This is a genomic window from Hydrogenophaga palleronii (genome assembly GCF_031457455.1).
GTDB classification, from domain to species: domain Bacteria; phylum Pseudomonadota; class Gammaproteobacteria; order Burkholderiales; family Burkholderiaceae_C; genus Hydrogenophaga; species Hydrogenophaga palleronii_A.
In genome coordinates this window covers 545757-569044 of record NZ_JAVDWU010000001.1, presented here as the reverse complement: position 1 = coordinate 569044, position 23288 = coordinate 545757, and the positions used below count along the sequence as shown (strand labels likewise).

Sequence of the window (23288 nt, the reverse complement as noted above, 5' to 3'; positions counted from 1 at the left end):
AGGTTCTTCACAAAGTTATCCACAGGCCACCTGGCATCCCGGCAGAGGCCAAACGAGCACCCATGGAAGCGCTCTCGGAATGCAACCACATAGGGAAAAGCCAAATGAGGCGGGCCTTGCTCGTACGCCATAATCCCATCGATTGAAATCAGTCCGCCTGTTGCGGCGGCGACCGCCTGGAGCCCTGTTTTGTTTTCCATCATACAAGCCGCTGGCTGGCCCATCTGGCCCCTGATCGCCTGTTCCATCCTGGGTCTGGCCCTCATCATCGAGCGCTTCATCAGCCTGAAAACCGATCGGATCGTCCCGCCCAAACTGCTGGACGAAGCGATCATGGTTTCCAACGCCAGCATTCCCGGCCCCGACGTGGTGGCCCAACTGGAGCAGAACTCGGTGCTGGGCGAGGTGCTTGCCAGCGGGTTTCGCACACTCAACAGCAATCCCAAGGTCAGCGAAAGCGATCTGCGCTCGAGTCTTGAGGGCGCTGGTCGTCAAGCCGCGGCCAAGCTGCAGCGCTATCTGGGCGCTCTGGCCACCATCGCTTCGGCGGCACCCTTGCTCGGTCTGCTGGGCACGGTGATCGGAATGATCGAGATCTTCGCCTCTCAGGGTGGCGCGGGCGGCATGGGCACTTCACCCGGCGGTGGCGATCCCACCCAACTGGCCCATGGGATTTCCATCGCCTTGTACAACACCGCCTTCGGGTTGATGGTGGCCATACCGGCGCTGATCTTCTGGCGCTATTTCCGGGCGCGGGTGGATGCTTACCTGCTTGTCATGGAAGTGTCAGCCGAGCGCTTCGTACGCCACTTGCTCAGGGTGCGGAGATGAAGTTCCAGTCCACCAACCGGGATGAACCTGAGATCAACCTGATCCCGTTCATCGACATCCTTCTGGTGGTGCTGATCTTCCTGATGCTCACCACCACCTACAGCAAGTTCACCGAACTGCAGGTCAACCTTCCCACCGCCGATGCCCAAGCGCCCCGGGACAAGCCCAGGGAAGTGGTGGTCTCCATCAGCAGCGATGGCCGCTACGCCATCGATCGGCAAGTGCTCACGGAGACCGGCGTCGAAGCGCTGACCCGCGCACTGGCTGCAGCCAAGCCAGACAACGGCGAAGTGGTGGTGGTCGTCATCAGCGCCGATGCAGCTGCCACACACCAATCGGTCATCAATGTCATGGACGCCGCGCGTCGAGCCCAACTTGTTCAAATCACTTTTGCCACTCAGCAGTCGAGCAGCGGGTCGGCCAAAGGTGCCCGCCCCTGACAAGGCCCTTCCCCTTTGAGCGCCACACAGGCCCGCAGAGAAGCCCGCTGGCAGGCGCTCGCACAACGAAGAGGCCTTCCGGCGCGGGCACTGTGGCCGGTTTCAATCGTATACGGTGCCTTGATGGCACTGCGCCGCAGGCTCTACGCGGCGGGCTGGCTCACCACCCACCGACTACCGGTGCCGGTGATCGTGGTGGGCAACGTTGTGGTTGGAGGTGCAGGCAAAACGCCCACCGTGATCGCGCTGGTGCAGCATCTGCAAGCCAGGGGCTGGCACCCGGGCGTGGTGTCTCGCGGTCACGGCGGCACGCACGGCAGACCCACGCAGGTTGAGGCAGACACGCCACCCGCCCTCAGTGGTGACGAACCCGCCCTGATCCACCGAAGCACGGGTGCGCCAGTGTTTGTGGCCACCCGCCGCGCGGACGCCGCCCGCGCGCTGCTGGATGCGTATCCCCAAACGAATGTCCTGATCTGTGACGATGGGCTTCAGCACCTGGCCCTGGCGCGCGATATTTCCATCGTGGTGTTTGACGACCGCGGCACGGGCAACGGCTGGCTGTTGCCGGCAGGTCTGCTGCGTGACCGATGGCCTCCACTCCACGGCGCATTGGGCAGCCCTGATTTCGTGCTTCACCAGCATCGCGACGACCGACCACCGACGGCCGTGACATTGCCGGACGGTGTACCCGATTTCAATGCCACACGGCGCCTTTCAGACGAGGTGGTGGGCCCTCGGGGAGAGCGATTGGCGATGCAGGCGCTGCAAGGCATTCCCCTGACTGCGGTGGCCGGCATTGCACGACCTACCGCCTTTTTTGACATGTTGCGGGCACGTGGGCTCACGTTGCAAAACGCAGTGACCCTGCCCGACCATGCAGAGCCAGCAGCCTATGCGGCGCTGCTGGCCGCCAGACCCCCGACATTGATCTGTACTGAGAAAGATGCGGTCAAACTGTTCCAGAATGCCGCCCCGCCTGGTTCGGCCATGTGGTCTGTCCCTTTGAAAGTCGACATTGAACCTGCCTTCTTCGAGGCCATCGAACACCGACTTACCTCCCTGACGACAAAGAACTGAGCCCTCTCAGTCCAGCGCACCGAAGCTATCATTGCCCCATGGACACCAAACTGCTTGAATTGCTGGTCTGCCCCGTCACCAAGGGGCCGTTGATCTATGACCGGGAAAAGCAGGAACTGATTTCCCGCAGCGCCCGTCTGGCGTATCCGATTCGGGATGGCATTCCGGTCCTGCTCGAACACATTGCCCGCCCGATCAGCGAAGAAGAGGCAGCAAGGCCGCGCCCGCCGACACCGCTGCCATGAACGCGCAAGCCGACGATACCGGCGACTTCACCGTTCTGATACCCGCGAGAATGGCGTCCAGCCGGCTTCCGGGGAAGCCGCTGGCGGACATCGCAGGATTGCCCATGATCGTGCGCGTCGCGCACCAGGCCATGCGCAGTCGTGCCCGTCGCTGCGTGGTGGCGGCCGATGACGCGCGCATTGTTTTAGCCTGCCAGACTCACGGAGTGGAGGCCTTGTTCACAAAGGCCGATCACCTGTCAGGCAGCGACCGGCTGGCAGAGGCTTGCGAGCTGCTGGAGCTGCCGGACGACGCGCTGATCGTGAACGTTCAAGGCGACGAACCGATGATGGACCCGGATCTGATCAACGCGGTCGCACACGAACTCACCCGGCGGCCGGACTGCGTCATGAGCACGGCCGCACATGCCATAGACAACCTCGATCAATTTCTCAATCCCAATGTGGTCAAGGTGGTTCTCGACCGTTCAGGGACCGCGCTCTACTTCAGCCGAGCGCCCATCCCCTGGTGGCGAAGCAGCGAAGGACCAGACGGCACCCCGCCGCCAGACGCATTGAAGGGGCTTGCCGAACCAGCCCCTCTTCGCCACGTCGGCATCTACGGTTACCGCTCGGCGTTCCTTCGTACATTCCCGAATCTGGAACCTGCCGGCCTGGAGCATGTCGAGGCGCTGGAACAACTGCGTGTGCTGTGGCACGGGCATCGCATTGCGGTGCATGTCTGTGAACAGGCCCCTGGCCCTGGGGTGGACACGCCAGAGGACCTGGCGCGGGTGCGCGAACTGCTGCGCCATGCGCCTCCCCCCCCTTGAGTGGGTGAATCGACAGGTCTGCCGCTGTAAGCCAGCGGCGGGCGAGCACATGCTATCCTCGATCGGTTGCCCCGGGGCCCCTGCCTGCCGGGCAGGCTCGCACGAGACTGCGTGCCGATTCATTGAAACTCAGATAAAGGAAAGCGATGAGACTGATTCTGTTGGGTGCCCCCGGCGCCGGAAAGGGAACGCAAGCCACGTTCATTTGCCAGAAGTACGGTATCCCCCAGATCTCTACGGGCGACATGCTCCGCGCCGCGGTCAAGGCTGGAACACCGCTGGGCGTCCAGGCCAAGTCCGTGATGGAATCGGGCGGTCTGGTCAGCGATGAGCTCATCATCAATCTCGTCAAGGAACGTATCAGCCAGGCCGATTGCGCCAACGGCTTCCTGTTCGACGGCTTTCCACGCACCATCCCCCAGGCCGACGCCCTGAAAGCCGCTGGCGTCAAGCTCGACTACGTGCTGGAAATCGACGTGCCCTTCGAGGCCATCATCAACCGCATGAGCGGGCGTCGGTCACACCCTGCGTCCGGGCGAACCTACCACGTCACATTCAACCCACCCAAGGTGGAAGGCCTGGACGACATCACGGGTGAGCCGTTGATTCAGCGTGATGACGACAAGGAAGAAACCGTGAAAAAACGCCTGGAGGTCTACAGCGCCCAGACCCGGCCCTTGGTGGCGTATTACAGCAGCTGGGCCAAGGAGGACGCAGCTTCAGCACCCAAGTACCGTGCCATCAGCGGCATGGGAAGTGTCGAAGAAATCACCGCACGGGTTTTCGAGGCGCTTGGCCACTGAATCGAGCCTGCCCTTCGGTGACAAAACCCGGCAACGCCGGGTTTTTTTGTGGCTACCAACCTGCGCCATCCAATCGGAATGCAAGAACGGATTGCCCTGGATTCACACCGGACTGGACCGCAGGCCGTACGCTTTGCCGCCGTAAAAGACGTACTCCGCACGCACCAGTGCGGCACCTGCTTCGCCGTTGAAAGTGAAGCCGACCACGGACAGTTCGGTGCCCACGGTCACTTCGGGCATTTTCCACTGATTGATCCGAAACAGCGGTGCCAGTTCGATTTCCCAGCGCCGATCCCGTCGTGTTGGCAATACCGCCTTGCCCAGCAGCGCAGCGCCATCGATGCTGGCGCTTTGTGCAGGCACAGGCCGCTGCGCAAGATCAGCCGGCAGGACAAGGGATTCAGGCACCTCCAGCACCAGTTCCGCGTGCGGGTTGCGCCATTTCACCTCGACCACCTTTCCCTCCAGGTAGATGGGGCGGTTCTGGTCAAAACTGCTCCAGCCGTGGTGGGCCCAAGCCGCGCCGCCCGCAGCCGAAAGGCCGGCGAAGGCGCTCGCATGCAGAAATATCCGTCTTTGCATCAGTCTCTCCTGAAGAATTGCGATCGGCTTACACGTAGGCGATCCATCGACCACAGGTCACGACCAGCAGCCAGGTCACCGTGGACACCACCATCAGGACTTTCGCCCCGCCGTCCAGCCGCTGCAGTGATCGTCGCCCATGGAACCAAGCCGCGTTGCATGCGGCCAGGATCAGCAGCAGCATCTTGGCTGTGAATGCCCTGTTGGCCAACAGTTCCTCTGCCTGGGTGGCAAACATCAGTAAACCCGATGCTGCGGCGACCGAAAAGCCGATGCCCACGAGCGCCAGACTCAGACGTGCAAGGCTGTCCATCGGCAGATCTGTGGCCCATCCAAAGACCCTCATCTCCAACAAGACGAGATTGCCCAGAATCAACGCAATGCCCAGAATATGAGCGACCTCCAGCATGGGATAGGCCCAGGGGTGGGCACCCAGCGCGGCAAACATGTCAGTGACGCGCGGCCGCCCGAAGGCACTGACGCACCCCCTCGGGGGTCAGCGAAAGAAGTGCGCGTGGGGGCTGTTTCATCCTAGCCTTTCAACAGATCCAGCATCAGGGCCAAACGAGCCTTGAGCGGACTGAGTCCATCCGAATCCGGGATACCGGTCTTGTCGGCAGAGACTTGGCCCCGGGCGCAGCGCGTGCTTCTGACCACGCGCACCCCGGCGGTCATGGCGTCTTCCAGCACCGACAGGAGCGAGCGATGTACGGTGCCATTGCCGGTCCCTGCCACGACGAGGCCCTGAAGAGGAGCCGGCGAACTGTTGAGACCATGTTCCAGCAGGCAGCGCACCATCAAACCATCCGCAGCCGCGTGGCTCAAGACAATTTCGACCCGGGGAAGACGGGTCGCCTTCAGGAAACGCTTCACAGTCGTTTCATCGACCATCCCTTCTCCGGTATCGCCAGCCCCAGGCCAGGGTCGGAACAACCGGACCTGCCCATGTTCGACGGTCCCGACCGGCCCGGCGTCCCCAGAATCGAACGCGTCCACCTGATAGGTATGGGTCTTGGCGATGTCGAGTGCGCCGTGCACCCTGGCCGCACACACCACCACCACGCCCTGCGCGCCGGCACACCGCGCCAGCAACACGGCATCGTTCAAATTCTGCGGTCCATCGGGCGCCAGCGCGGTGGCCGGGCGCATGGCGCACGTCAATACCACTGGCTTGCGGGGCTTGAGCACGGACTGAAGCAGGTAGGCGGTCTCTTCGATGGTGTCGGTGCCGTGGGTGACCACCACGCCCACCACATCAGGGCGCGCAAGATGATGAGCGATCCGTTCGACCAGCGCCTGCCACACACCGAGATCCATGTCCTTGCTGTCAATCTGCGCGACCTGCTCCACCTCGACCGCACCGCCGGCCAACGCAGGGATGTCCCGCACCAGATCGGCCACACCGACCTGACCGGCCACGTAGCCACTCAGATCATCAGGGCTGGAAGCCCTGCCCGCGATGGTGCCGCCGGTGCCCAACACAACCACACACCCGTCAGCCTTCGACAACAAATCTGCTTCGGTCACTTGCCAAATCCCAAAAACTGATGAAAAATACAGTTACTGGATGGAGAAACAGTATTCCGCCATCCAACCACTCGCATACAGCCCGCCACTTGAGAACGCCATGATCGAGTCACAGCCATTCCCGCCCAAATTGACCGCGCGCCAGCAGCAGATCCTGGAACTCATCCAGTCTGCCATTGCGCGAACAGGCGCGCCGCCAACACGGGCTGAAATCGCCCACGAACTGGGTTTCAAGTCGGCAAACGCGGCCGAAGAACACCTGCAGGCCCTTGCGCGCAAAGGCGTGATCGAACTGGTCAGCGGAACGTCCCGCGGCATTCGCTTGCGCAGTGAAGACCTTCAGTCCATCAATGCGTCACGCGGGCGACAGCTTACACTGCCCCTGCCCAGCCTGACGCAACTGATGTTGCCTCTGATTGGTCGCGTGGCGGCGGGCTCACCTATTCTTGCTCAAGAGCACGTGGACCAGACGTACCAGGTGGAGCGCAGCCTGTTCCAGCGCACGCCCGACTACCTGCTCAGGGTCAGGGGCATGTCCATGCGAGACATCGGCATCATGGACGGTGACCTGCTCGCGGTCCAGGCCAGCAAAGAAGCCAAAAACGGGCAGATTGTCGTTGCGCGCCTGGGAGACGACGTCACCGTCAAGCGCTTCATGCGGCGCCAGAATTCGATTGAACTGCATGCCGAAAACCCGGACTACAAAACCATCGTGGTTGAACCGGGCGAGCCTTTTGAAATTGAAGGCCTTGCGGTGGGCCTGATCCGCAACAGTTTCCAGCTCTGACGACTGGGCTGGTGTCGCCTCAGCAGGTGGCGGGCGGTTGGTCTGTGGTGCGTGGAGCCCTCAGACACATCCCTGCGTTGGCGTCCTCTTTTGCAATCCTGCCTGTGTTCAACCCCTTCAAGGAGTTTCGCATGGGAATCCGCTTCAAATCCAACACCTGGCGCGCGCCGCTGCGTCTGATCGACAACCTGCTGCCGCTGCGATCTGCGGCGCCATCAGCCGTGCCGCGCAAACCCAGTCGCGCACTTCAATTGTTCGCCCGGGCGGGTTGGCTGAACCTGGCCTCGGTGCCTCGGGAGCACGCCACACCAGTTGCGGTTGTGGCGACTGCGGTGCCTCAAGCCTGCGGTGTGCGTGTGCTGCGATCCGCCAGTGTGGGCGTGGGTGGCCGGCGTGACATGCGTATGGTGATCTCTGGCCGAATTGGCGATGTGTGTGCGGAACTGGACCGCATGGCCGCGCAGGAACAATCTTCGCTGATGCGGCAAATGTGATGGCTGGCGTGCGCGGCTCTCGGGCGCGCGCCTGTGGTCACAAATCGAAACACGCCGCGGCCGGCAACGCACCAGCCTGTTGGGGTTCTTGAAATTCATGCGGGCACAATAGCGGCATGAATATCGTGATCCTTGACGACTACCAAGATGCTGTGCGCAAACTGCGCTGCGCAGAAAAGCTGGAGCCTTATCCGGCCAAGGTCTTCACCAACACCGTCAAGGGCGTGGGCCAGCTTTCAGTCCGACTGAGGGATGCCGATGTGCTGGTGCTGATTCGAGAGCGCACCCACATCACGCGCCAACTGGTCGAAAAGCTGCCCCGTCTCAAGCTGATTGCCCAGACGGGTCGCGTGGGGGTCCATCTGGATGTGAGTGCCTGTACGGAACGGGGCATTGCGGTTGCCGAAGGCGTTGGCGCACCGTTCTCAACCGCAGAACTCACCTGGGCGCTGATCATGACGTCCATGCGTCGCATCCCCCAGTATGTGTCCAACCTGAAGCATGGCGCCTGGCAGCAGTCCGGGCTGAAATCTTCGGCGATGCCTGTCAACTTTGGTCTTGGCATGGTGTTGCGTGGCAAGACACTGGGCGTGTGGAGCTACGGAAAAATCGGCCAACTCGTGGCGGGCTACGGCAGGGCATTCGGTATGCACGTGATCATCTGGGGCAGCGAAGAGTCACGTGCTCGCGCGGCTGCCGATGGGTTCGATGTGGCGACCAGCAAGGAAAGCCTTTTTGAGTCGGCCGATGTGCTCTCCATCCACCTTCGCCTGAGTGAAACCAGCGCTGGCTGCATCACGCTGGAAGATCTGGGGCGAATGAAGCCCACCTCGTTGCTCGTGAACACCTCTCGCGCCGAACTGATCGAACCTGAAGCACTGCTGGCAGGACTGAACCGAGGCCGGCCGGGCATGGCTGCGGTGGACGTGTTCGAATCTGAACCCATTCTTCAGGGTCATGCCTTGCTCAGACTGGAAAACTGTATCTGCACACCCCATATTGGCTATGTTGAGCAGGACAGCTACGAATCCTACTTCTCTGCTGCCTTTGACAATGTGGTGAACTTCATCAAGGGCACACCCACCAATATCGTGAATCCGGGCGCCCTCCAAGTCAGGCGCTGAGCGGGTCCTGTTCGCAGACATCGACGCCTGAGCGCATCCGGCAATTTTCAGGAATCAGTTCTTGTCTTGGTTGCCAGGATCGGACGACGCATCGTCCGATGGCGGCACGAAGTCGAGCAACTCAAAGTCGATCATGTTGCTCGCCGGGCCGTCTTTCGATGACTCCGTCAGCGAACGGGGCCTTGAAGTCGGCTCAACAGGCCTGGCCACTTCCGGCAGCGAAGCCTCAAACTCCGAATAGGCATCCAGCTCCGAGAGGTCTACGTCCAGACCCAATCGGGGTGAGGCAGGCGGCATCGCCTCCATCGGCTCCGTGTGGCGCTCAGACGCTCCGGCCCCACCTTCGGTGGCAGACGGTTGGGCAACCACTGGCGCGCCAATGGTGCCAGCGGCCTTGAGCGGTTGCACCTTGGTGTGCCGAAAATTGGTCGGTGCATCGTTTGCAGCTTCGCGTTTGACAATCTCCTTGGCGATGGCATGAAGCAGAAGCAATTCCCGGTACGCTTCAAGGTCAAACACTTCGCCACCGCTCTCGCCATCGCCGGCCTCGCGAAATATCGACTGCTCGATCACGTCCAGCACACGGGCATCGCCCCAGAGCGCCTGAATCCGGGTGAATGCGGCCTCATAAGTTTCAAGACCGCGGCTCTGATCCGTATAGTGTTCAAACGGTGGCGCACCCGCGTTGAACACCACATTGAATTCCGTGCGCAGACGCTCGTAGTCTTCACGCCGGTTCAGCCGGTGGTAGAGCTTGAACAAATCAAGGTAGGCCAGCGGACTGGGCTCATGGCTGTCTGCAAGGTGGTTCACCAGAACCTGAATGGCTTGCTCATCCTCACCCAGCGATACAAAAAAATCTGCCTGCTGCTGAATATCGAACAGCTCTTCCGTGGCCACGGAACGCGACCCGCCGATGGCACTCGCCGAAAAGTCCCGCTTGTCTCGCGAAGGAATGGAGGGAATGCTGTCGCTCTCGCGTGTCCTCGACCGGGATACCGGAGGATCGTTCTGCCGGGGTCCACCAAAGCCGGAGTCTTCTCCCAGTTCAAAGTCCAGTGCCAGGTCCAGGTCGTCAACCTTGGCAGAAGCAGACTTTTCTCTCGGCTTACCGGCCAGCTCGGCCTTGGACTCGTCTGACCACCATGCCTTGGACGCTTCGCCATCCTGCGCCACGCCCCTTCTGCGCCAGACCACAATCAAGGCTGCTACCGCCATCAACAACAAGGCCGCGAGCAGGTAGACCAGCCAATTGACATAACGCGAACGCTCAAGGCTCGCGTTCAGCTCCGCGATGGTGGCCTGATTGCGGGCTTCTTCGCTTCTGAGGCCTTGCGCCTCGGCCTCCAGCACAGCAAGCTTTTGCGCGTCGCGCAAGATGTCTTCGGGCGAAGCGTTGATGGCCGCCCACAACCGCGCTGCGTTCGCACGAACCTCCTCCGAATCGGTGGGTTCGCTGAGCATGGTCATCGACAACCGGAGCGTGGGATTGCGTTCAATGTTCAGGCTGATATCCACGGGATCCAGCTGCAAACGTGGCACAGGGGCGGGAGGCGGCATGGCGGCAGGACGACGCACCACACTGGGGGAAGGTGCCTGAGCTGGTGCTTTCGGCCTTGCGGCGGGAGGTGCTGGACGCCGAGGTGAGGCCTGCCCCGCCCCTGCTGCATCGGACGCATCCGGCGACACGGAGGCAGCTCCGGGCGCTGGACGAGACCCTGCGGAAGGCAGGGGAGCGGCAGCGACAGGTGCGGGACCGGCGGCAGGCTGCTGCGCAGCCTGGGTGTCAGGAACCAGGTCGGCGAGGAACACGAATTGCCGGGAATGCGAGGCATTGCATCCGGCTCGCACATTGACCATCACAATGGGTTCGTCAATGGCCCGGGCAGCCTGCACGCGAATGGAGGCCTCGGCATCGGGCGCGGTGCGCTGAGGGCTCACGCTCACGACCGTTGAGGGCAACAAGGTGTCGCCATAGCGCACTTCGGCCGCCAGGCAAAGTGCGTTCAATTCTTCGCCCGGCGCCAGCAAAACCTGAACCCGCACGTCCAGCGGACGACCGATGACCGCAGCGCCACTGTGCCGCCCCAAGGACGCGGCGGCACTGCTCAGCACAGTTGATAGCAAAATACAGCCCAACCAGAACTGGCGCACGTCAGTTTTCCTTTGTTTTTCGGTGAATCATTCTGTCATAGGTTCTCACCGAACTTCCTGAGTTAATACCTTGATATGCAAGCCATTTTTGAAACTGCGGGCATAGTTGGCACCGGCGCCATGGGCAGGGGCATTGCCCAGATGGCAGCGCAGGCCGGAAGCCGGGTGGTGCTGTTCGACGTTCAGCCAGGAGCGGCCGAAGCCGCAAGGAGCGCGCTCCATGCCACCTGGCAAAAGCTGGTGGAGAAAGGAAAGATGGACGCCGCAGGCCTGCAGGCCTGCGTGGATCGGCTGACGGTGGCAGACAGCCTTTCCGCTCTGGCGCCCTGCACGCTGGTCGTCGAGGCGATCGTGGAAAAGCTGGATGTCAAGCAGCGCCTGTTTCGTGAACTGGAAGCCATCGTGAGCACCCAGACGGTGCTCGCGACCAACACTTCGTCTCTTTCGGTCACGGCGATTGGCGCTGGCCTGAGCCGTCCGGAGCAGTTCGCGGGCTACCACTTTTTCAACCCGGTTCCCCTCATGAAGGTGGTCGAAGTCATCGCCGGGCTCAAGACCGGCCCCGTTGTTTGCAAGCAACTCTCTGACTACGCACGGCAATTCGGACATACCCCGGTATCGGCGCAAGACACACCGGGCTTCATTGTCAACCACGCTGGACGCGGCTACGGCACCGAGGCCTTGCGGGTGGTCGGTGAGCGCGTAGCAGACTTCGCGACCATCGATCGCATCCTGAAAGATCAGATGGGTTTCAAGCTCGGACCGTTCGAGCTCATGGACCTCACCGCGCTGGATGTGTCGCACCCGGTGATGGAGTCCATTTACCACCAGTATTTTGAAGAGCCGCGCTACCGCCCGAGCGTGATCACCGCGCAGCGACTGGCCGGCGGTGTGGTGGGCAAGAAGGTGGGCGCAGGCTTTTACGCCTACCAAGAAGGTGTTGCGCAGGTTCCTGCGGACCCACCAGCACCCGAGGTGGCGGCCTTGCCTCCAGTGTGGGTGTCGCCCAAAGCGGCTCGCCGGCCAGAGATCTACCAGTTGCTCAAGGCACTGGGTGCGAGTATCGAGACCGGTGCAGCGCCGTCTGAGTCGGCTCTGATTCTGGTCGCCCCGCTGGGCCTGGATGTGACCACCATCGCCGCCGTCGAGCGGCTGGACGCCACCCGCACCGTGGGCCTCGACATGATGCTGGAAGACGGTGCCACCAAGCGGCGTGTGCTGGCCACCAACCCGGCCACCCGCCTCGACATGCGCGACGCAGCCCACGCCCTGTTTGCCCTCGACGGAAAGCCCGTGAGCGTGGTGCGCGACAGTGGCGGCTTTGTTTCTCAGCGGGTCGTGGCCACCATCGTGAACATCGCTGCCGACATGTGCCAGCAAGGCATTTGCACGCCAGCCGACCTGGATGTGGCCGTCACGCTCGGCCTCGGTTACCCGATGGGACCGCTAGCCATGGGCGACCGCATCGGTCCCACCAACTTGCTGGAGATTCTGTTCAATCTGCAGACGGTGTACGGTGACCCACGCTACCGCCCTTCCCCCTGGCTGCGCCGGCGTGGCGCACTGGGCCTGAGCCTGACCCACGAAGAAATCTGAAGCCCGATCACCTCAACGACTGCCCCCATGACAGCCACACTCAAAAGCCACAGCCATGGCCAGACCATGGTGCTCACGCTGAGCAACCCGGAACACCGCAATGCACTGGGCCCGGAAATGTACGCAGCGGGGGTGGAGGCGCTGAACGTGGCCGAGGGCAACGATGACATCCGCAGCGTGGTCATCACCGGCGAAGGCAGTCACTTCTGTGCGGGCGGCAACCTGCAGCGCCTGTTGTCCAACCGCCAGCAGGCACCGGAGGTGCAAGCCCAGAGCATCGAAGGCCTCCACAACTGGATAGAGACCATCCGCGCTTTTTCAAAGCCGGTGATCGCAGCCGTGGAAGGCTCTTGCGCCGGCGCAGGTTTTTCGCTGGCGCTGGCTTGTGACCTGATCACGGCGGCCAACAACAGCGTGTTTGTCATGGCGTACAGCAATGTCGGTCTGTCTCCAGACGGCGGCGCCACCTGGAGCCTGATGCGCTCCATGCCTCGGGCCACGGCGATGCAGTTGATGCTGGCAGGCGATCGGGTGGACGCACAGCGCTTGTATGCGCTGGGTGTGATCACCCAGGTGTGCAGCCAGGGCGACGCGCTGACGGAGGCATTGTCGATGGCTGAAAAGCTCAACTCACGGGCGCCCAATGCGCTGGCCAGCATCAAGGAGCTGGCCAACGATGTGCCCACGGGCTCGCTGCACAGCCAGCTGGGTGCCGAACGTGACCATTTCGTGCGCAACCTTCATCACGCCAACGCTGGCGAGGGCATTTCGGCGTTCCTGGAAAAGCGCCCTGCCCGCTACCGCTGACACCCGATGGCGGGTGCTCAAGCGCTTTCAACTCCCATCCGCGACGCCTGAGGGACAGCGGCTCGCGCATTCCCTGATGCGCACTCCGGGTCCCTGTGGCGACAATCCACTCATTTCCAGTCACTCATAAGACAGCCAATGGACGAACCGATTCTGACAATGGAAGAACGCGAGGCGATCAACAGTGGTCGCTGGTTCAGCACTCTTTCACCCTCCCTGCGACACGACATACTCCGATGCGCCCACGTCAAGCGATTCAAGGATGGCGACCTCATCGTCGCCAGAGGCGATCCGCCCTCCGAATGGTCGGCAGTGGCCAAGGGTGCGGTGCGCGTGAGCTCCACTTCGCTCTCTGGCAAGCAGATCACCCTCACCTATGTGGAGCCGGGGGTGTGGTTTGGCGACGTGGCGATGTTCGACGGCGATCAGCGCACGCACGACGCGTATGCGCATGGCCCGACCACCTTGCTCAACGTGGCCCGTACCGACTTCCAGAAAATCCTCAGCGCGCACGTGGAGCTGTACGAAGCGCTGATGCGCTTGCAGGCACGGCGCATCCGCACACTGTTCGGACTGGTGGAAGACCTCAACACCCTGCCCCTGCGTGCACGGCTGGCCAAGCAACTGCTGCACCTGGTGCGCAGCTACGGCGTGCCCTGTCTGAACGACGGCAACGAGATTCGCATCGGGCTGCAACTGGCGCAGGAAGAACTGGCCCAACTGCTCGGCGCATCGAGGCAGCGGGTGAACCAGGAACTCAAATCCATGGAGCGCGAGGACGCGATCCGTATCGAACAAGGCGGGCTGGTGGTTCGCAACCGGGAAATGCTGATGCGCATTGCCGAAGCCGAATCCTGACCCTCACCGCTTGGGGCGAAGTGCTCCATGGCACTCGTGCCCAGCCAGGCGCCACCGACCTGACAGCCAACCACGGGCAACGAGCATGAGCATCAACAAGAACTTCGTTGGCACCCGGCCCGTTTCAGAGCAGCATGCCTTCAACGAGTCCGCGCTGCAAGACTGGCTGAACGCCAACCTGGCGGGATTTGCCGGCCCGCTGCAGGTGGAGATGTTCAAGGGCGGTCAGTCGAACCCGACCTACAAGCTCATCACGCCCGACCGTGCCTACGTGATGCGCGCCAAACCGGGGCCTGTGGCCAAGCTGCTGCCTTCGGCACACGCCATCGAGCGTGAATTCCGGGTCATGAGCGCGCTGCAGAACACCGATGTACCGGTGGCCAAGATGCACGTGCTCTGCGAAGATGAATCGGTCATCGGGCGCGCCTTCTATGTCATGGAATGTGTGGAAGGCCGTGTGATGTGGGACCAGGCCTTGCCCGAACTGGCACGCGACCAGCGCGCTGCGATCTACGACGAAATGAATCGCGTGATGGCCGCTTTGCACACGGTGAAACCGTCTGCCGTGGGCCTGGAGGGCTATGGCAAACCCGGCAACTACTTCGAACGCCAGATCGGTCGCTGGAGCAAGCAGTACGTGGCGTCGATCACCCAGCCCATCCCCGAGATGGACCGCCTCATGGATTGGCTGCCGCAGAACATTCCCGCGATGGCGCGCGATGACAACATGGTGTCGATCGTGCACGGGGACTACCGGCTCGACAACCTGATGTTCCACAAGACAGAACCGCGGGTGCTGGCCGTGCTCGACTGGGAACTGTCCACGCTGGGCCACCCGCTGGCCGACTTCAGCTACCACTGCATGTCCTGGCACATTCCGCCGGGCTCATTCCGGGGCATTGGCGGGCTGGATGTGGACGCCCTGGGCATTCCACGCGAAGACGCCTACATCGCCCGCTACTGCGAACGCACCGGTTTCACCACGCCCGACCAGCTCAAGGCCGACTGGAACTTCTACCTGGCCTACAACATGTTCCGCCTGGCAGCGATCCTGCAAGGCATTGCCAAGCGGGTCGAGACCGGCACCGCTTCCAGCCCGCAGGCCGTCAGCTCTGCGGCAGGTGCCCGCCCCATGGCGGAACTGGCCTGGCGATTCGCGAGCGCAGGCTGATGGCCTGACCGCGCCCCCCTACACACCCACAGGAGCCCCGATGAACTTCGATTACACCGACAAGGTCAAGGACATGCGCGAACGCCTGCTCGCGTTCATGGACGAACACATCTACCCCAACGAGGGCCGGTTTTTCGCCGAGATTGCGGCGAACCGTGCCAAGGGCAATGCATGGGTGCCCACCACCCTGATCGAAGAACTCAAACCCAAGGCGCTGGCCGCCGGCTTGTGGAACCTGTTCCTGCCGCGCAGCGTGCGCGCACCACAGGGTCTCTCCAACCTGGAGTACGCGCCCATGTGCGAGATCATGGGCCGCGTTCCGTTTGCGGCCGAGGTGTTCAACTGCTCGGCGCCCGACACCGGCAACATGGAAACCCTTGAGCGCTATGCCAGCGAGGAGCTGAAAGACGAGTGGCTGGAGCCACTGTTGCGGGGTGATTTCCGCTCGGCGTTCCTGATGACGGAGCCCGAGGTGGCCTCCAGCGATGCCACCAACATTCAGTGCCGGATCGAACGCGATGGCGATGAATACGTGATCAATGGCCGCAAGTGGTGGTCGTCCGGCGCCGGTGATCCCCGCTGCGCGGTGTACATCGTGATGGGCAAGAGCAATCCCGACGCGCCCCGGCATTCGCAGCAATCCATGATCGTCGTGCCGGCCAACAGCAAGGGCGTCACGGTTGTGCGCCCGCTGTCGGTGTTCGGCTATGACGATGCGCCTCACGGCCACATGGAAGTGATCCTGAAGGACGTGCGGGTGCCGGTGGGCAACCTGCTGCTCGGCGAAGGCCGCGGCTTCGAGATCGCCCAAGGCCGCCTTGGCCCGGGCCGCATTCACCATTGCATGCGCTCCATCGGTTCGGCAGAGCGTGCCCTGGAACTCATGTGCCAGCGCCTCAACAGCCGCGTGGCCTTTGGCAAGCCGGTGTCGGCCCAGTCGGTCTGGCACGAACGCATTGCCGATGCACGCTGCCGCATCGAGATGGCGCGCCTGCTGACGCTCAAGGCCGCCTACATGATGGACACCGTGGGCAACAAGGTGGCCAAGGCCGAGATCGCGATGATCAAGGTCGTGGCGCCCAACATGGCGTGTGATGTGATCGACATGGCCATTCAGGCGCATGGCGGCGGTGGGGTGAGCGACGACTTCCCGCTGGCCTACGCCTACGCCAACCAGCGCACACTGCGCCTGGCCGACGGCCCTGACGAGGTGCACCGCCAGTCCATCGCCAAGCTCGAACTGGCCCGGCACATGGCTGTGAAATCGGAGGTGGACATGCCCGTCACGCGGGGCTGCTGAACCCGCAGCGCACGCGCTTCAGCGTTCGAGCTGTTTCACAGCCTGGGCGCTGAATTGCTCAAAAATGTCCAGTGCATGCAGCACGGCCTCGCTGTCCGAAGGGCGATCCACCTGCATCCGCACATAGGCATTGCCCCGAATCAACATGAACATCATCGGCGTGCGCTCGTCCACGCCTTCGGGCCAGTCCATGAGCAATTCAATGATCTGTGTGTCCAGGCAGCGGCGGGCAATCTCGGGTGCGTCGGTCAGCACGGCGTACCGCGCCCAGAAACTGTCGTCCGGCCCGGGCCAGCCGGCATCGCGGTACATGGACAACCAGCGGACTTCTTCGGGCAACTGCTTCGCGGTGGTCTTCACGCCGTCGGTGACGTTCTCGTACAAGCTGTTTGCCTGCGCCTCCAGCGTGCGCTTGAGCGCGCGGTTCATCAGGATCAGGTGCACCTCGTGGGTGAGGGCCAGTTCGGCCTTGGCCTTGAACTCGAACCCCTCGATGTAGCTGCGCGCCGACGGTGCACATTCGGCCCGGAACGGTCGGTCCATCCATTGGCCGGCGATCGCATAGCCACCGTGCTGGCGCGGCACGTGAGCCAGCATTCTTTCCATGGCCCAGTGGTGCAGCGCCTCGTCTTCTGGCAATGAGGCACGGCGGGCGGACAAGGCGTTCTTCAAGCGTTCAAACATGTCGCAGCGAAATCTCGTGGGGTGCGATCATTATGAGCATTCCTTCACCTATAAACCCTTTTCACCATGATTGACGTCTATTCCTGGCCAACGCCCAACGGGCACAAAGTGCACATCATGCTTGAAGAGTGCGGCTGGCGACTGGGCCGCGACTGGCAAGTACACGCCATCAACATCGGCCAGGGTGACCAGTTTCAACCCGACTTTCTCAAGATCAGCCAGAACAACAAGATCCCAGCGCTGGTGGACCCCGACGGGCCCGACGGCAAGCCGATCAGCCTGTTTGAATCGGGCGCGATTCTGCTGTACCTGGCGGCAAAGGCCGGCAAGCTGCTGCCCAAGACCGACCGGCAGAAGTTCGACGTGCTGCAATGGCTGATGTTCCAGATGGGCGGTGTGGGCCCCATGCTCGGGCAGGCGCACCACTTCCGCCTCTACGCGCCAGAGAAGATCGAATACGCCATCAACCGCTACACCAACGAAGCGAAGCGCCTGTATGGCGTGATGAACGCGCAGGTGGCCAAGCACCCCTTCATTGCAGGCAAGCAGTACTCGGTGGCCGACATCGCGATCTTTCCGTGGCTCCGAAGCTGGCAGAACCAGGGCATCGACTGGGCGGACTATCCGCACCTGAAAGTGTGGTTCGACCGCATCAACGCCCGCCCTGCCGTACAACGCGGCGTGGCGGTGCTCGCCGATGCACGCAAACCGCTGACCGACGACAAGGCCCGCGACGTGCTGTTTGGGCAGACCCAATACAAAAAACGCTGAGCAAAATCAGGCTGGCCCAGAACCGGGTGATTCACAGGGTACAATTCGCAGCTTAGTCGGAGCGTAGCGCAGCCTGGTAGCGCATCTGCTTTGGGAGCAGAGGGTCGCGAGTTCGAATCCCGCCGCTCCGACCATTCATAAAAACAAAAAGGCCCACAGTGTGGGCCTTTTTTGTATCAAATCACCCTGTCTGCCCGTAGCTCAACTGGATAGAGCAGCTGCCTTCTAAGCAGCAGGTCGGGGGTTCGAGTCCCTCCGGGCAGGCCAAAAGCAATCCATGGGTGGCGTCGATGAAGCCGCTCTTTGTGCATCCGCTCAATGCTTTGGTCGTCCGCTCGATCCGTGGCCCGATCTCTGGCATCGGCTTCCCACCATTTGCTCGCGACGTCGCCCACCTTGCCGGTCGCCGGATCCAGATCGATCGGGACTTCGTCTTTGAGCGGTACTCGCACGCCTTGAGCCTCTCCGGCCGCGTTCGTGGTCGGCCCGGGTTTTCCCAGTGCGCAGTGGTTCTGAATTCCATGGCGTTTTCTCTGGTGAAAAATGGGAGGGGTGCGACCAGGGTGCTCAGTAGCCATAGAAGCTGTTGACTCGCTGGCCGTAGCTTGCGTCCGTGGTGAAAGGGGATGGGTCGGCGAGTGGATAGCGTGGTGCCTCGTCGAGGCGGCTCTTGTCGATGGGCACCACATAGCCGTCGCGATCGGTGTCATAGCTGAGCATTGACCACGGCAATGGGTAGCGATCTGTACCCATCCCCAGGAAGCCGCCGAACTCAAGCACGGCATAGCGCACCTGACCCGAACGCTTGTCGATCACCAAATTGTCGATCGTGCCCAGCTTCTCTCCTGCGTTGTTGTACACAGCGGTGCCTTCCACCTTGTCTGAGCTGATGACATCGCAGTTGGACGTTGAGATGGATGTGTTCATGATTGCCTCCTTTAGCAAAAAAGCGTGGATGGAATGAGATCAACAAGTGGCAAGCGCTGTGCCTGCGGCTGATCCAACCGCAGGCGAGCGTGGCCTATGGGCAATGGGCTTGCGAGTGGTGCAATGGCGCGCGTACCCAGCCTGCATGGAATGAAAGACTTGCAGCAAATACGGGAGAGCTGCCACTTCTTCCCGATCTCTTCCCGACCTCCGGTCGCGGACCGACAAAGGGGTTCGCAGGCCACCTCAAGCATCCCGATCACCCTCCGAGTTACGAACCTCAGAAAGCTAACCAAGATTGGTAAAAACCCTGAGTGATTTTCTGAGGTGCGCACCTCAAAATACCTTCATGGAAGCGAAAAACACCCCAAAGGTGCGCGCCACGCTGGAAGACGTGGCGCAGCACGCGCAGGTCAGCCTGGCGACCGCAGACCGGGTGCTGAACAAACGCCCCGGCGTGCGCGCGGCCACGGTGGCCCGGGTGAATGAGGCGGTGCGGCGCCTGGGTTACCGGCCCGACCCTTCTGCGGCCAAGCTGGCGCGTTCGCGCTTGCGGCGGGTGGCGTTTCTGCTGCCGGCGGGTGCCAACCGCTTCGTCGGTTTGCTGAGTGAACAGATCGCAGCCAACGTGGAGTGGATGCGCGACCAGCGCATCGATTCCGAAGTGCTGGCGGTCAACGTGTTCAACCCGGGCGAGCTGGCCAAAGCCTTGCTTGCGCAAGAGGGCCAGCGGGATGCGGTGATGGTGATGGCGCTGGACCATCCCGTCGTGCGTTCGGCCATCGACCAGCTCACGCAGGCGGGCACCGTGGTCATCACGCTGGTGTCGGACGTGCCCTCCTCCACGCGCCAGCACTACGTGGGCATCGACAACACCGCCGCTGGCCGCACCGCCGCCACGCTGGTGGGCCGCTTCGTCGGCCGGCAGCCTGCCAAGGTGGCCATCATTCTGGGCAGCTTGTCGCTGCGCGACCATGCCGAACGCTACTTCGGCTTCAACCAGGTGATGGCGCATGAGCACCCGCACCTGACCGTGCTGCCACCGCTGGAAGGGCAGGACGATGCCACTCGCAACGAGGTGTTGACGAAAGAGTTGTTCACTGCACACCCGGACCTCGCGGCCATTTACAGCGTGGGCGCCGGCAACGGCGGTATCAGCACGGCGCTGCGCACGAGCGGCCGCGCGCACAACACGGTTTTTGTGGGCCACGAGCTCACGCCCGCTTCTCGCACAGACCTGCTCGACGGCACGATGGACGCGGTGATCAACCAGGACGCGGGCCACGAGATCCGCTCTGCCCTGCGCGTGGCGCTGGCGCAATGGTCGCAAGAGCCGGTGATCGCCGACCAGGAACGCATTCGCATTGACATCTACCTGAAGGACAACCTACCGTGATCACCTTGGGCCTGGACCTGGGCACCTCCGGCATCAAGGCGCTGCTGCTTGACGGCGACACCACCATTGCCACGGCCACTGCGCCGCTCACCGTGCAGCGGCCTGCGCCGGGCTGGTCGGAACAGCACCCGGCGGAGTGGTGGCAGGCCACCGAACGCTGCCTGGACGAGCTTGCCGCCAAACACCCTCGGGCGCTCGCCGCCGTGCTCGGCATTGGCCTGTCTGGCCAGATGCATGGCGCCACGCTGCTGGGTGCCGACGACGAAGTGCTGCGCCCCTGCATCCTGTGGAACGATGCGCGAAGCGGTGCGCAGTGCGCCGAACTGGAAGCGCCCGCCGTGCATCTGCGCGAGCTTACCGGCAACCCGGCCATGGCGGGCTTCACCGCGCCCAAGCTGCTGTGGATGCGCGAGCATGAGCCGGAAGTGTTTGCGCGGGTTGCCAAGGTCTTGCTGCCCAAGGCCTGGTTGCGCTGGAAGCTCAGCGGTGAGTTCATCGAAGAAATGTCTGACGCTTCGGGCACGCTGTGGCTCGACGTGGCCAGGCGCTGCTGGTCAGCAGAATTGCTGGCTGCCTGCGGGCTGACCGAAGCCCAGATGCCAAGATTGGTTGAAGGCAGTGAACCGGCAGGCCAGTTGCGCTCTGAATGGGTACGGCGCTGGGGTTTTGATCACACGCCGGTGATTGCAGGTGGCGCGGGCGACAACGCAGCGGGTGCCGTGGGCGTGGGCGCGGTCAAGGCGGGTGATGCCTTTGTTTCGCTGGGCACTTCGGGCGTGCTGTGGGCCACCACCGCCGGCTTTGCCCCGGCCGCGCACCAGGGCGTGCACGCGTTTTGCCATGCCTTGCCCGGCCTGTGGCACCAGATGGGCGTGCAGCTCTCGGCCGCGGCTTCACTGGCCTGGTGGGCGCGCACGAATGGCGTGAACGAGTCTCAGCTACTCAACGAACTGGACCGGTCCCAGACGTCACCCGCTTCTTGTTGGTTCATGCCCTACCTTTCCGGCGACCGCACGCCGCACAACGACAGCGAGGTGCGTGGCGGATTCATGCATGTTTCGGCCGACACCGGGCGTGCAGACATGACCCAGGCGGTGCTCGAAGGCGTGGCCTTTGCGTTCCGCGATGCGCGCGACGCCCTGGCCACGGCCGGCACCCAACTGATGGATGCCGACCTGCTGGGCGGTGGCGCGCGCTCTGCGCAGTGGAGCCAGATATTGGCCGACGTGCTGGGCATGCCACTGCACCAGATCGAAGGCGGCGAACACGGCTGTGCCCTGGGTGCCGCACGCCTGGCACGCACCGCCGCTGGTGGCGAAGCCAGGTATGCCAAATCACAACGCCTGCGCAGCTTCGAACCCGACGCCCGGCGCCTTGCCTTCTACAACGAGGCTCACCACCGCTGGCGCACCCTGTACGAACTGGCGCGGCAGGTGCCACCGCCTCCCAACCCGCCAGTGGTTGCCCGGGCCACGGCCACTTGACCCTTTTCACTGTCACGCACCAGACCCACTTCACCATGATCACAACCCTGTCCCCCTCCCCCACGGACGCAGCGAAGAGCGGTGCCTATTTCTCTTTTCGCGAGCCGTTCACGTTTCGTGGCGAAGGCTTTGTGCCCACAGCCGCCGAGCCTTTTGCCTACCGCTACTACGACAAGAACCGCATGGTGCTGGGCAAGCGCATGGAAGACCAGTTGCGCTTTGCCACCTGCTACTGGCACAGCTTCGGTTGGGGAGGTACGGACCCCTTCGGCGAGCCCAGCTTTGTGCGGCCCTGGCACGGCGCGGGTGATCCCATGGCCATGGCGCTGCACAAGGCAGACGTGGCGTTTGATCTGTTCCGCCTGATCGACTCGCCGTTCTTCACCTTCCACGACCGCGACGTGGCCCCCGAAGGCGCCACGCTGCGTGAATCGAACGAGCACTTGAAGCGCATCGAAGGCGTGTTCGAACGCAAGATGGACGAGACCGGTGTGAAGCTGCTGTGGGGAACGGCCAACCTGTTCAGCAACCGGCGCTACCTGGCGGGTGCTGCCACCAACCCGGACCCGGACGTGTTCGCCTACGCCGCCGCACAGGTGAAAAACGTGCTGGAAATGACGCACCGTCTCAACGGCCACAACTATGTGCTGTGGGGCGGACGTGAAGGCTACGAGACCCTGCTCAACACCGACCTGAAACGCGAGCTCGCGCAGTTGGGCCGCTTCCTGAACCTGGTGGTGGAGCACAAACACAAGATCGGCTTCAAGGGCCAGATTCTCATCGAACCCAAACCGGCTGAACCCACCAAGCACCAGTACGACTACGACGTGGGCACGGTCTACGGCTTTCTGAAAGCGCACGGGCTGGAAAACGAGGTGAAGGTCAACCTCGAACAGAACCACGCGCTGCTGGCCGGCCACACGTTTGAACATGAGATTGCGCTGGCCGGTGCCTTGGGCATCTTCGGCTCGCTGGACATGAACCGCGGCGACGAGATGCTGGGCTGGGACACCGACCAGTTCCCCAACAACTTGCCCCAGGTGGCCATGACGATGTACGAGGTGCTCAAGGCCGGCGGCATCGGCCAGGGCGGCCTGAACTTCGACGCCAAGCTGCGCCGCCAGTCCATCGATCCGGACGACCTGGTGTGGGCCCACGCCACGGCCATGGACCTGTGCGCACGCGCGCTGCTGGTGGCCGAGAAGATGGTGCAGGACGGCGCGCTGCAGCGCCACGTGGACACGCGCTACCAGGGCTGGAACACACCACGTGGCCAGGCCATCCTGCAAGGCGAGCGCTCGCTGGAGACGCTGGCGCGTGAAGTGGAAGCCGAAGGCCTTGAGCCCCAGCCGCGCTCTTCTCAGCAGGAACGGCTGGAGCACCTGGTCAACAGCTATATCTGAGTTTCGACAAGC

24 protein-coding genes and 2 tRNA genes are annotated in these 23288 nt (G+C 62.7%); 20 read left to right on the top strand and 6 right to left on the bottom strand.

Translation table 11 applies throughout. The features are described 5' to 3' along the window. Positions 1-189 precede the first annotated feature (189 nt). The 6 genes from J2W49_RS02675 to adk all read left to right on the top strand — a co-directional run bounded on the left by J2W49_RS02675 (position 190) and on the right by adk (position 4211). Positions 190-831 carry a MotA/TolQ/ExbB proton channel family protein gene (locus J2W49_RS02675; protein WP_310311343.1) on the top strand — a complete coding sequence of 214 codons (642 nt, stop codon included), beginning with the start codon at positions 190-192 and terminating at the stop codon, positions 829-831. Beyond that, positions 828-1271, top strand: a complete 444-nt coding sequence (locus tag J2W49_RS02670) for an ExbD/TolR family protein (protein WP_310311341.1) — start codon at positions 828-830, stop codon at positions 1269-1271. Before J2W49_RS02675 ends, J2W49_RS02670 begins: the two co-directional genes overlap by 4 nt. Before the next feature lie 15 nt (positions 1272-1286). Then, positions 1287-2351 (top strand): tetraacyldisaccharide 4'-kinase, encoded by a 1065-nt coding sequence (gene lpxK, locus J2W49_RS02665; RefSeq protein WP_310311339.1) that lies wholly within the window; start codon positions 1287-1289, stop codon positions 2349-2351. Positions 2352-2389: 38 nt separating this feature from the next. After that, positions 2390-2596, top strand: coding sequence for a Trm112 family protein (locus tag J2W49_RS02660; protein WP_310311337.1), 207 nt, complete (start codon positions 2390-2392; stop codon positions 2594-2596). Then, positions 2593-3408: a 3-deoxy-manno-octulosonate cytidylyltransferase gene (kdsB, locus tag J2W49_RS02655; RefSeq protein WP_310311335.1), complete on the top strand. Its 816-nt coding sequence runs from the start codon at positions 2593-2595 to the stop codon at positions 3406-3408. The genes J2W49_RS02660 and kdsB overlap by 4 nt, the downstream gene beginning before the upstream one ends. Before the next feature lie 146 nt (positions 3409-3554). Continuing rightward, positions 3555-4211 (top strand): adenylate kinase, encoded by a 657-nt coding sequence (adk, locus tag J2W49_RS02650; RefSeq protein ID WP_310311333.1) that lies wholly within the window; start codon positions 3555-3557, stop codon positions 4209-4211. Positions 4212-4313: 102 nt separating this feature from the next. Here the strand turns inward: adk and J2W49_RS02645 are convergent, their stop codons facing one another. The 3 genes from J2W49_RS02645 to J2W49_RS02635 form a co-directional block, all read right to left on the bottom strand. Then, a complete protein-coding gene (locus J2W49_RS02645) occupies positions 4314-4793 on the bottom strand; it encodes a DUF6152 family protein (protein WP_310311331.1) in 480 nt (159 codons plus the stop codon). A 28-nt stretch (positions 4794-4821) separates the two neighbouring features. Continuing rightward, positions 4822-5241 carry a hypothetical protein gene (locus J2W49_RS02640; protein WP_310311329.1) on the bottom strand — a complete coding sequence of 140 codons (420 nt, stop codon included), beginning with the start codon at positions 5239-5241 and terminating at the stop codon, positions 4822-4824. Between the two features lie 83 nt (positions 5242-5324). Further along, positions 5325-6275: an asparaginase gene (locus tag J2W49_RS02635; protein ID WP_310312140.1), complete on the bottom strand. Its 951-nt coding sequence runs from the start codon at positions 6273-6275 to the stop codon at positions 5325-5327. Between the two features lie 145 nt (positions 6276-6420). Here J2W49_RS02635 and lexA point away from each other — a divergent pair, with 145 nt between their 5' ends. The 3 genes from lexA (at position 6421) to J2W49_RS02620 (ending at position 8725) form a co-directional block, all read left to right on the top strand. Next, positions 6421-7107, top strand: coding sequence for a transcriptional repressor LexA (gene lexA, locus J2W49_RS02630; RefSeq protein WP_310311327.1), 687 nt, complete (start codon positions 6421-6423; stop codon positions 7105-7107). A 131-nt stretch (positions 7108-7238) separates the two neighbouring features. Continuing rightward, positions 7239-7601 carry a hypothetical protein gene (locus J2W49_RS02625; protein ID WP_310311325.1) on the top strand — a complete coding sequence of 121 codons (363 nt, stop codon included), beginning with the start codon at positions 7239-7241 and terminating at the stop codon, positions 7599-7601. A 116-nt stretch (positions 7602-7717) separates the two neighbouring features. Further along, complete coding sequence (locus J2W49_RS02620) at positions 7718-8725, top strand: D-2-hydroxyacid dehydrogenase family protein (RefSeq protein ID WP_310311322.1); 1008 nt, start codon at positions 7718-7720, stop codon at positions 8723-8725. Between the two features lie 54 nt (positions 8726-8779). Here J2W49_RS02620 and J2W49_RS02615 read toward each other — a convergent pair whose 3' ends face one another. Beyond that, on the bottom strand, positions 8780-10879 hold the full coding sequence (locus J2W49_RS02615) for a hypothetical protein (RefSeq protein ID WP_310311320.1): 2100 nt from the start codon (positions 10877-10879) through the stop codon (positions 8780-8782). Positions 10880-10954: 75 nt separating this feature from the next. Here J2W49_RS02615 and J2W49_RS02610 point away from each other — a divergent pair, with 75 nt between their 5' ends. From J2W49_RS02610 to J2W49_RS02590, 5 genes are all read left to right on the top strand, one after another. Beyond that, complete coding sequence (locus tag J2W49_RS02610) at positions 10955-12475, top strand: 3-hydroxyacyl-CoA dehydrogenase (protein WP_310311318.1); 1521 nt, start codon at positions 10955-10957, stop codon at positions 12473-12475. Between the two features lie 27 nt (positions 12476-12502). Continuing rightward, complete coding sequence (locus J2W49_RS02605; protein WP_310311316.1) at positions 12503-13282, top strand: oxepin-CoA hydrolase, alternative type; 780 nt, start codon at positions 12503-12505, stop codon at positions 13280-13282. Positions 13283-13420: 138 nt separating this feature from the next. Further along, positions 13421-14140 carry a Crp/Fnr family transcriptional regulator gene (locus J2W49_RS02600; RefSeq protein WP_310311314.1) on the top strand — a complete coding sequence of 240 codons (720 nt, stop codon included), beginning with the start codon at positions 13421-13423 and terminating at the stop codon, positions 14138-14140. A gap of 85 nt (positions 14141-14225) precedes the next feature. After that, positions 14226-15311 (top strand): phosphotransferase, encoded by a 1086-nt coding sequence (locus J2W49_RS02595; RefSeq protein ID WP_310311312.1) that lies wholly within the window; start codon positions 14226-14228, stop codon positions 15309-15311. A gap of 40 nt (positions 15312-15351) precedes the next feature. Further along, positions 15352-16611 carry an acyl-CoA dehydrogenase family protein gene (locus tag J2W49_RS02590; protein WP_310311311.1) on the top strand — a complete coding sequence of 420 codons (1260 nt, stop codon included), beginning with the start codon at positions 15352-15354 and terminating at the stop codon, positions 16609-16611. A gap of 18 nt (positions 16612-16629) precedes the next feature. Here the strand turns inward: J2W49_RS02590 and J2W49_RS02585 are convergent, their stop codons facing one another. After that, the gene (locus tag J2W49_RS02585) at positions 16630-17295 is read right to left on the bottom strand and encodes a hypothetical protein (protein ID WP_310311310.1); all 666 of its coding nucleotides are present in this window, start codon (positions 17293-17295) and stop codon (positions 16630-16632) included. 66 nt (positions 17296-17361) lie between these two features. On the opposite strand from J2W49_RS02585, the gene J2W49_RS02580 reads away from it, so the two are divergent. The 3 genes from J2W49_RS02580 (at position 17362) to J2W49_RS02570 (ending at position 18333) form a co-directional block, all read left to right on the top strand. Further along, on the top strand, positions 17362-18066 hold the full coding sequence (locus J2W49_RS02580) for a glutathione binding-like protein (RefSeq protein ID WP_310311309.1): 705 nt from the start codon (positions 17362-17364) through the stop codon (positions 18064-18066). Positions 18067-18123: 57 nt separating this feature from the next. Then, positions 18124-18200: transfer RNA gene (locus tag J2W49_RS02575), tRNA-Pro, on the top strand. A gap of 56 nt (positions 18201-18256) precedes the next feature. Then, a tRNA-Arg gene (locus J2W49_RS02570) sits at positions 18257-18333 on the top strand. Between the two features lie 300 nt (positions 18334-18633). On the opposite strand, the gene J2W49_RS02565 is transcribed toward J2W49_RS02570, so the two are convergent. Further along, on the bottom strand, positions 18634-18993 hold the full coding sequence (locus tag J2W49_RS02565) for a PRC-barrel domain-containing protein (protein WP_310311307.1): 360 nt from the start codon (positions 18991-18993) through the stop codon (positions 18634-18636). Positions 18994-19342: 349 nt separating this feature from the next. Here J2W49_RS02565 and J2W49_RS02560 point away from each other — a divergent pair, with 349 nt between their 5' ends. From J2W49_RS02560 to xylA, 3 genes are read left to right on the top strand one after another with little or no spacing between them, the layout of a single operon-like run. Continuing rightward, entirely contained in the window at positions 19343-20389 is a 1047-nt protein-coding gene (locus tag J2W49_RS02560) for a LacI family DNA-binding transcriptional regulator (RefSeq protein ID WP_310311305.1), read from the top strand. Further along, positions 20389-21873: a xylulokinase gene (xylB, locus tag J2W49_RS02555; protein WP_405000982.1), complete on the top strand. Its 1485-nt coding sequence runs from the start codon at positions 20389-20391 to the stop codon at positions 21871-21873. Before J2W49_RS02560 ends, xylB begins: the two co-directional genes overlap by 1 nt. A gap of 35 nt (positions 21874-21908) precedes the next feature. After that, the gene (xylA, locus tag J2W49_RS02550; protein WP_310311301.1) at positions 21909-23276 is read left to right on the top strand and encodes a xylose isomerase; all 1368 of its coding nucleotides are present in this window, start codon (positions 21909-21911) and stop codon (positions 23274-23276) included. Positions 23277-23288: the final 12 nt, after the last annotated feature.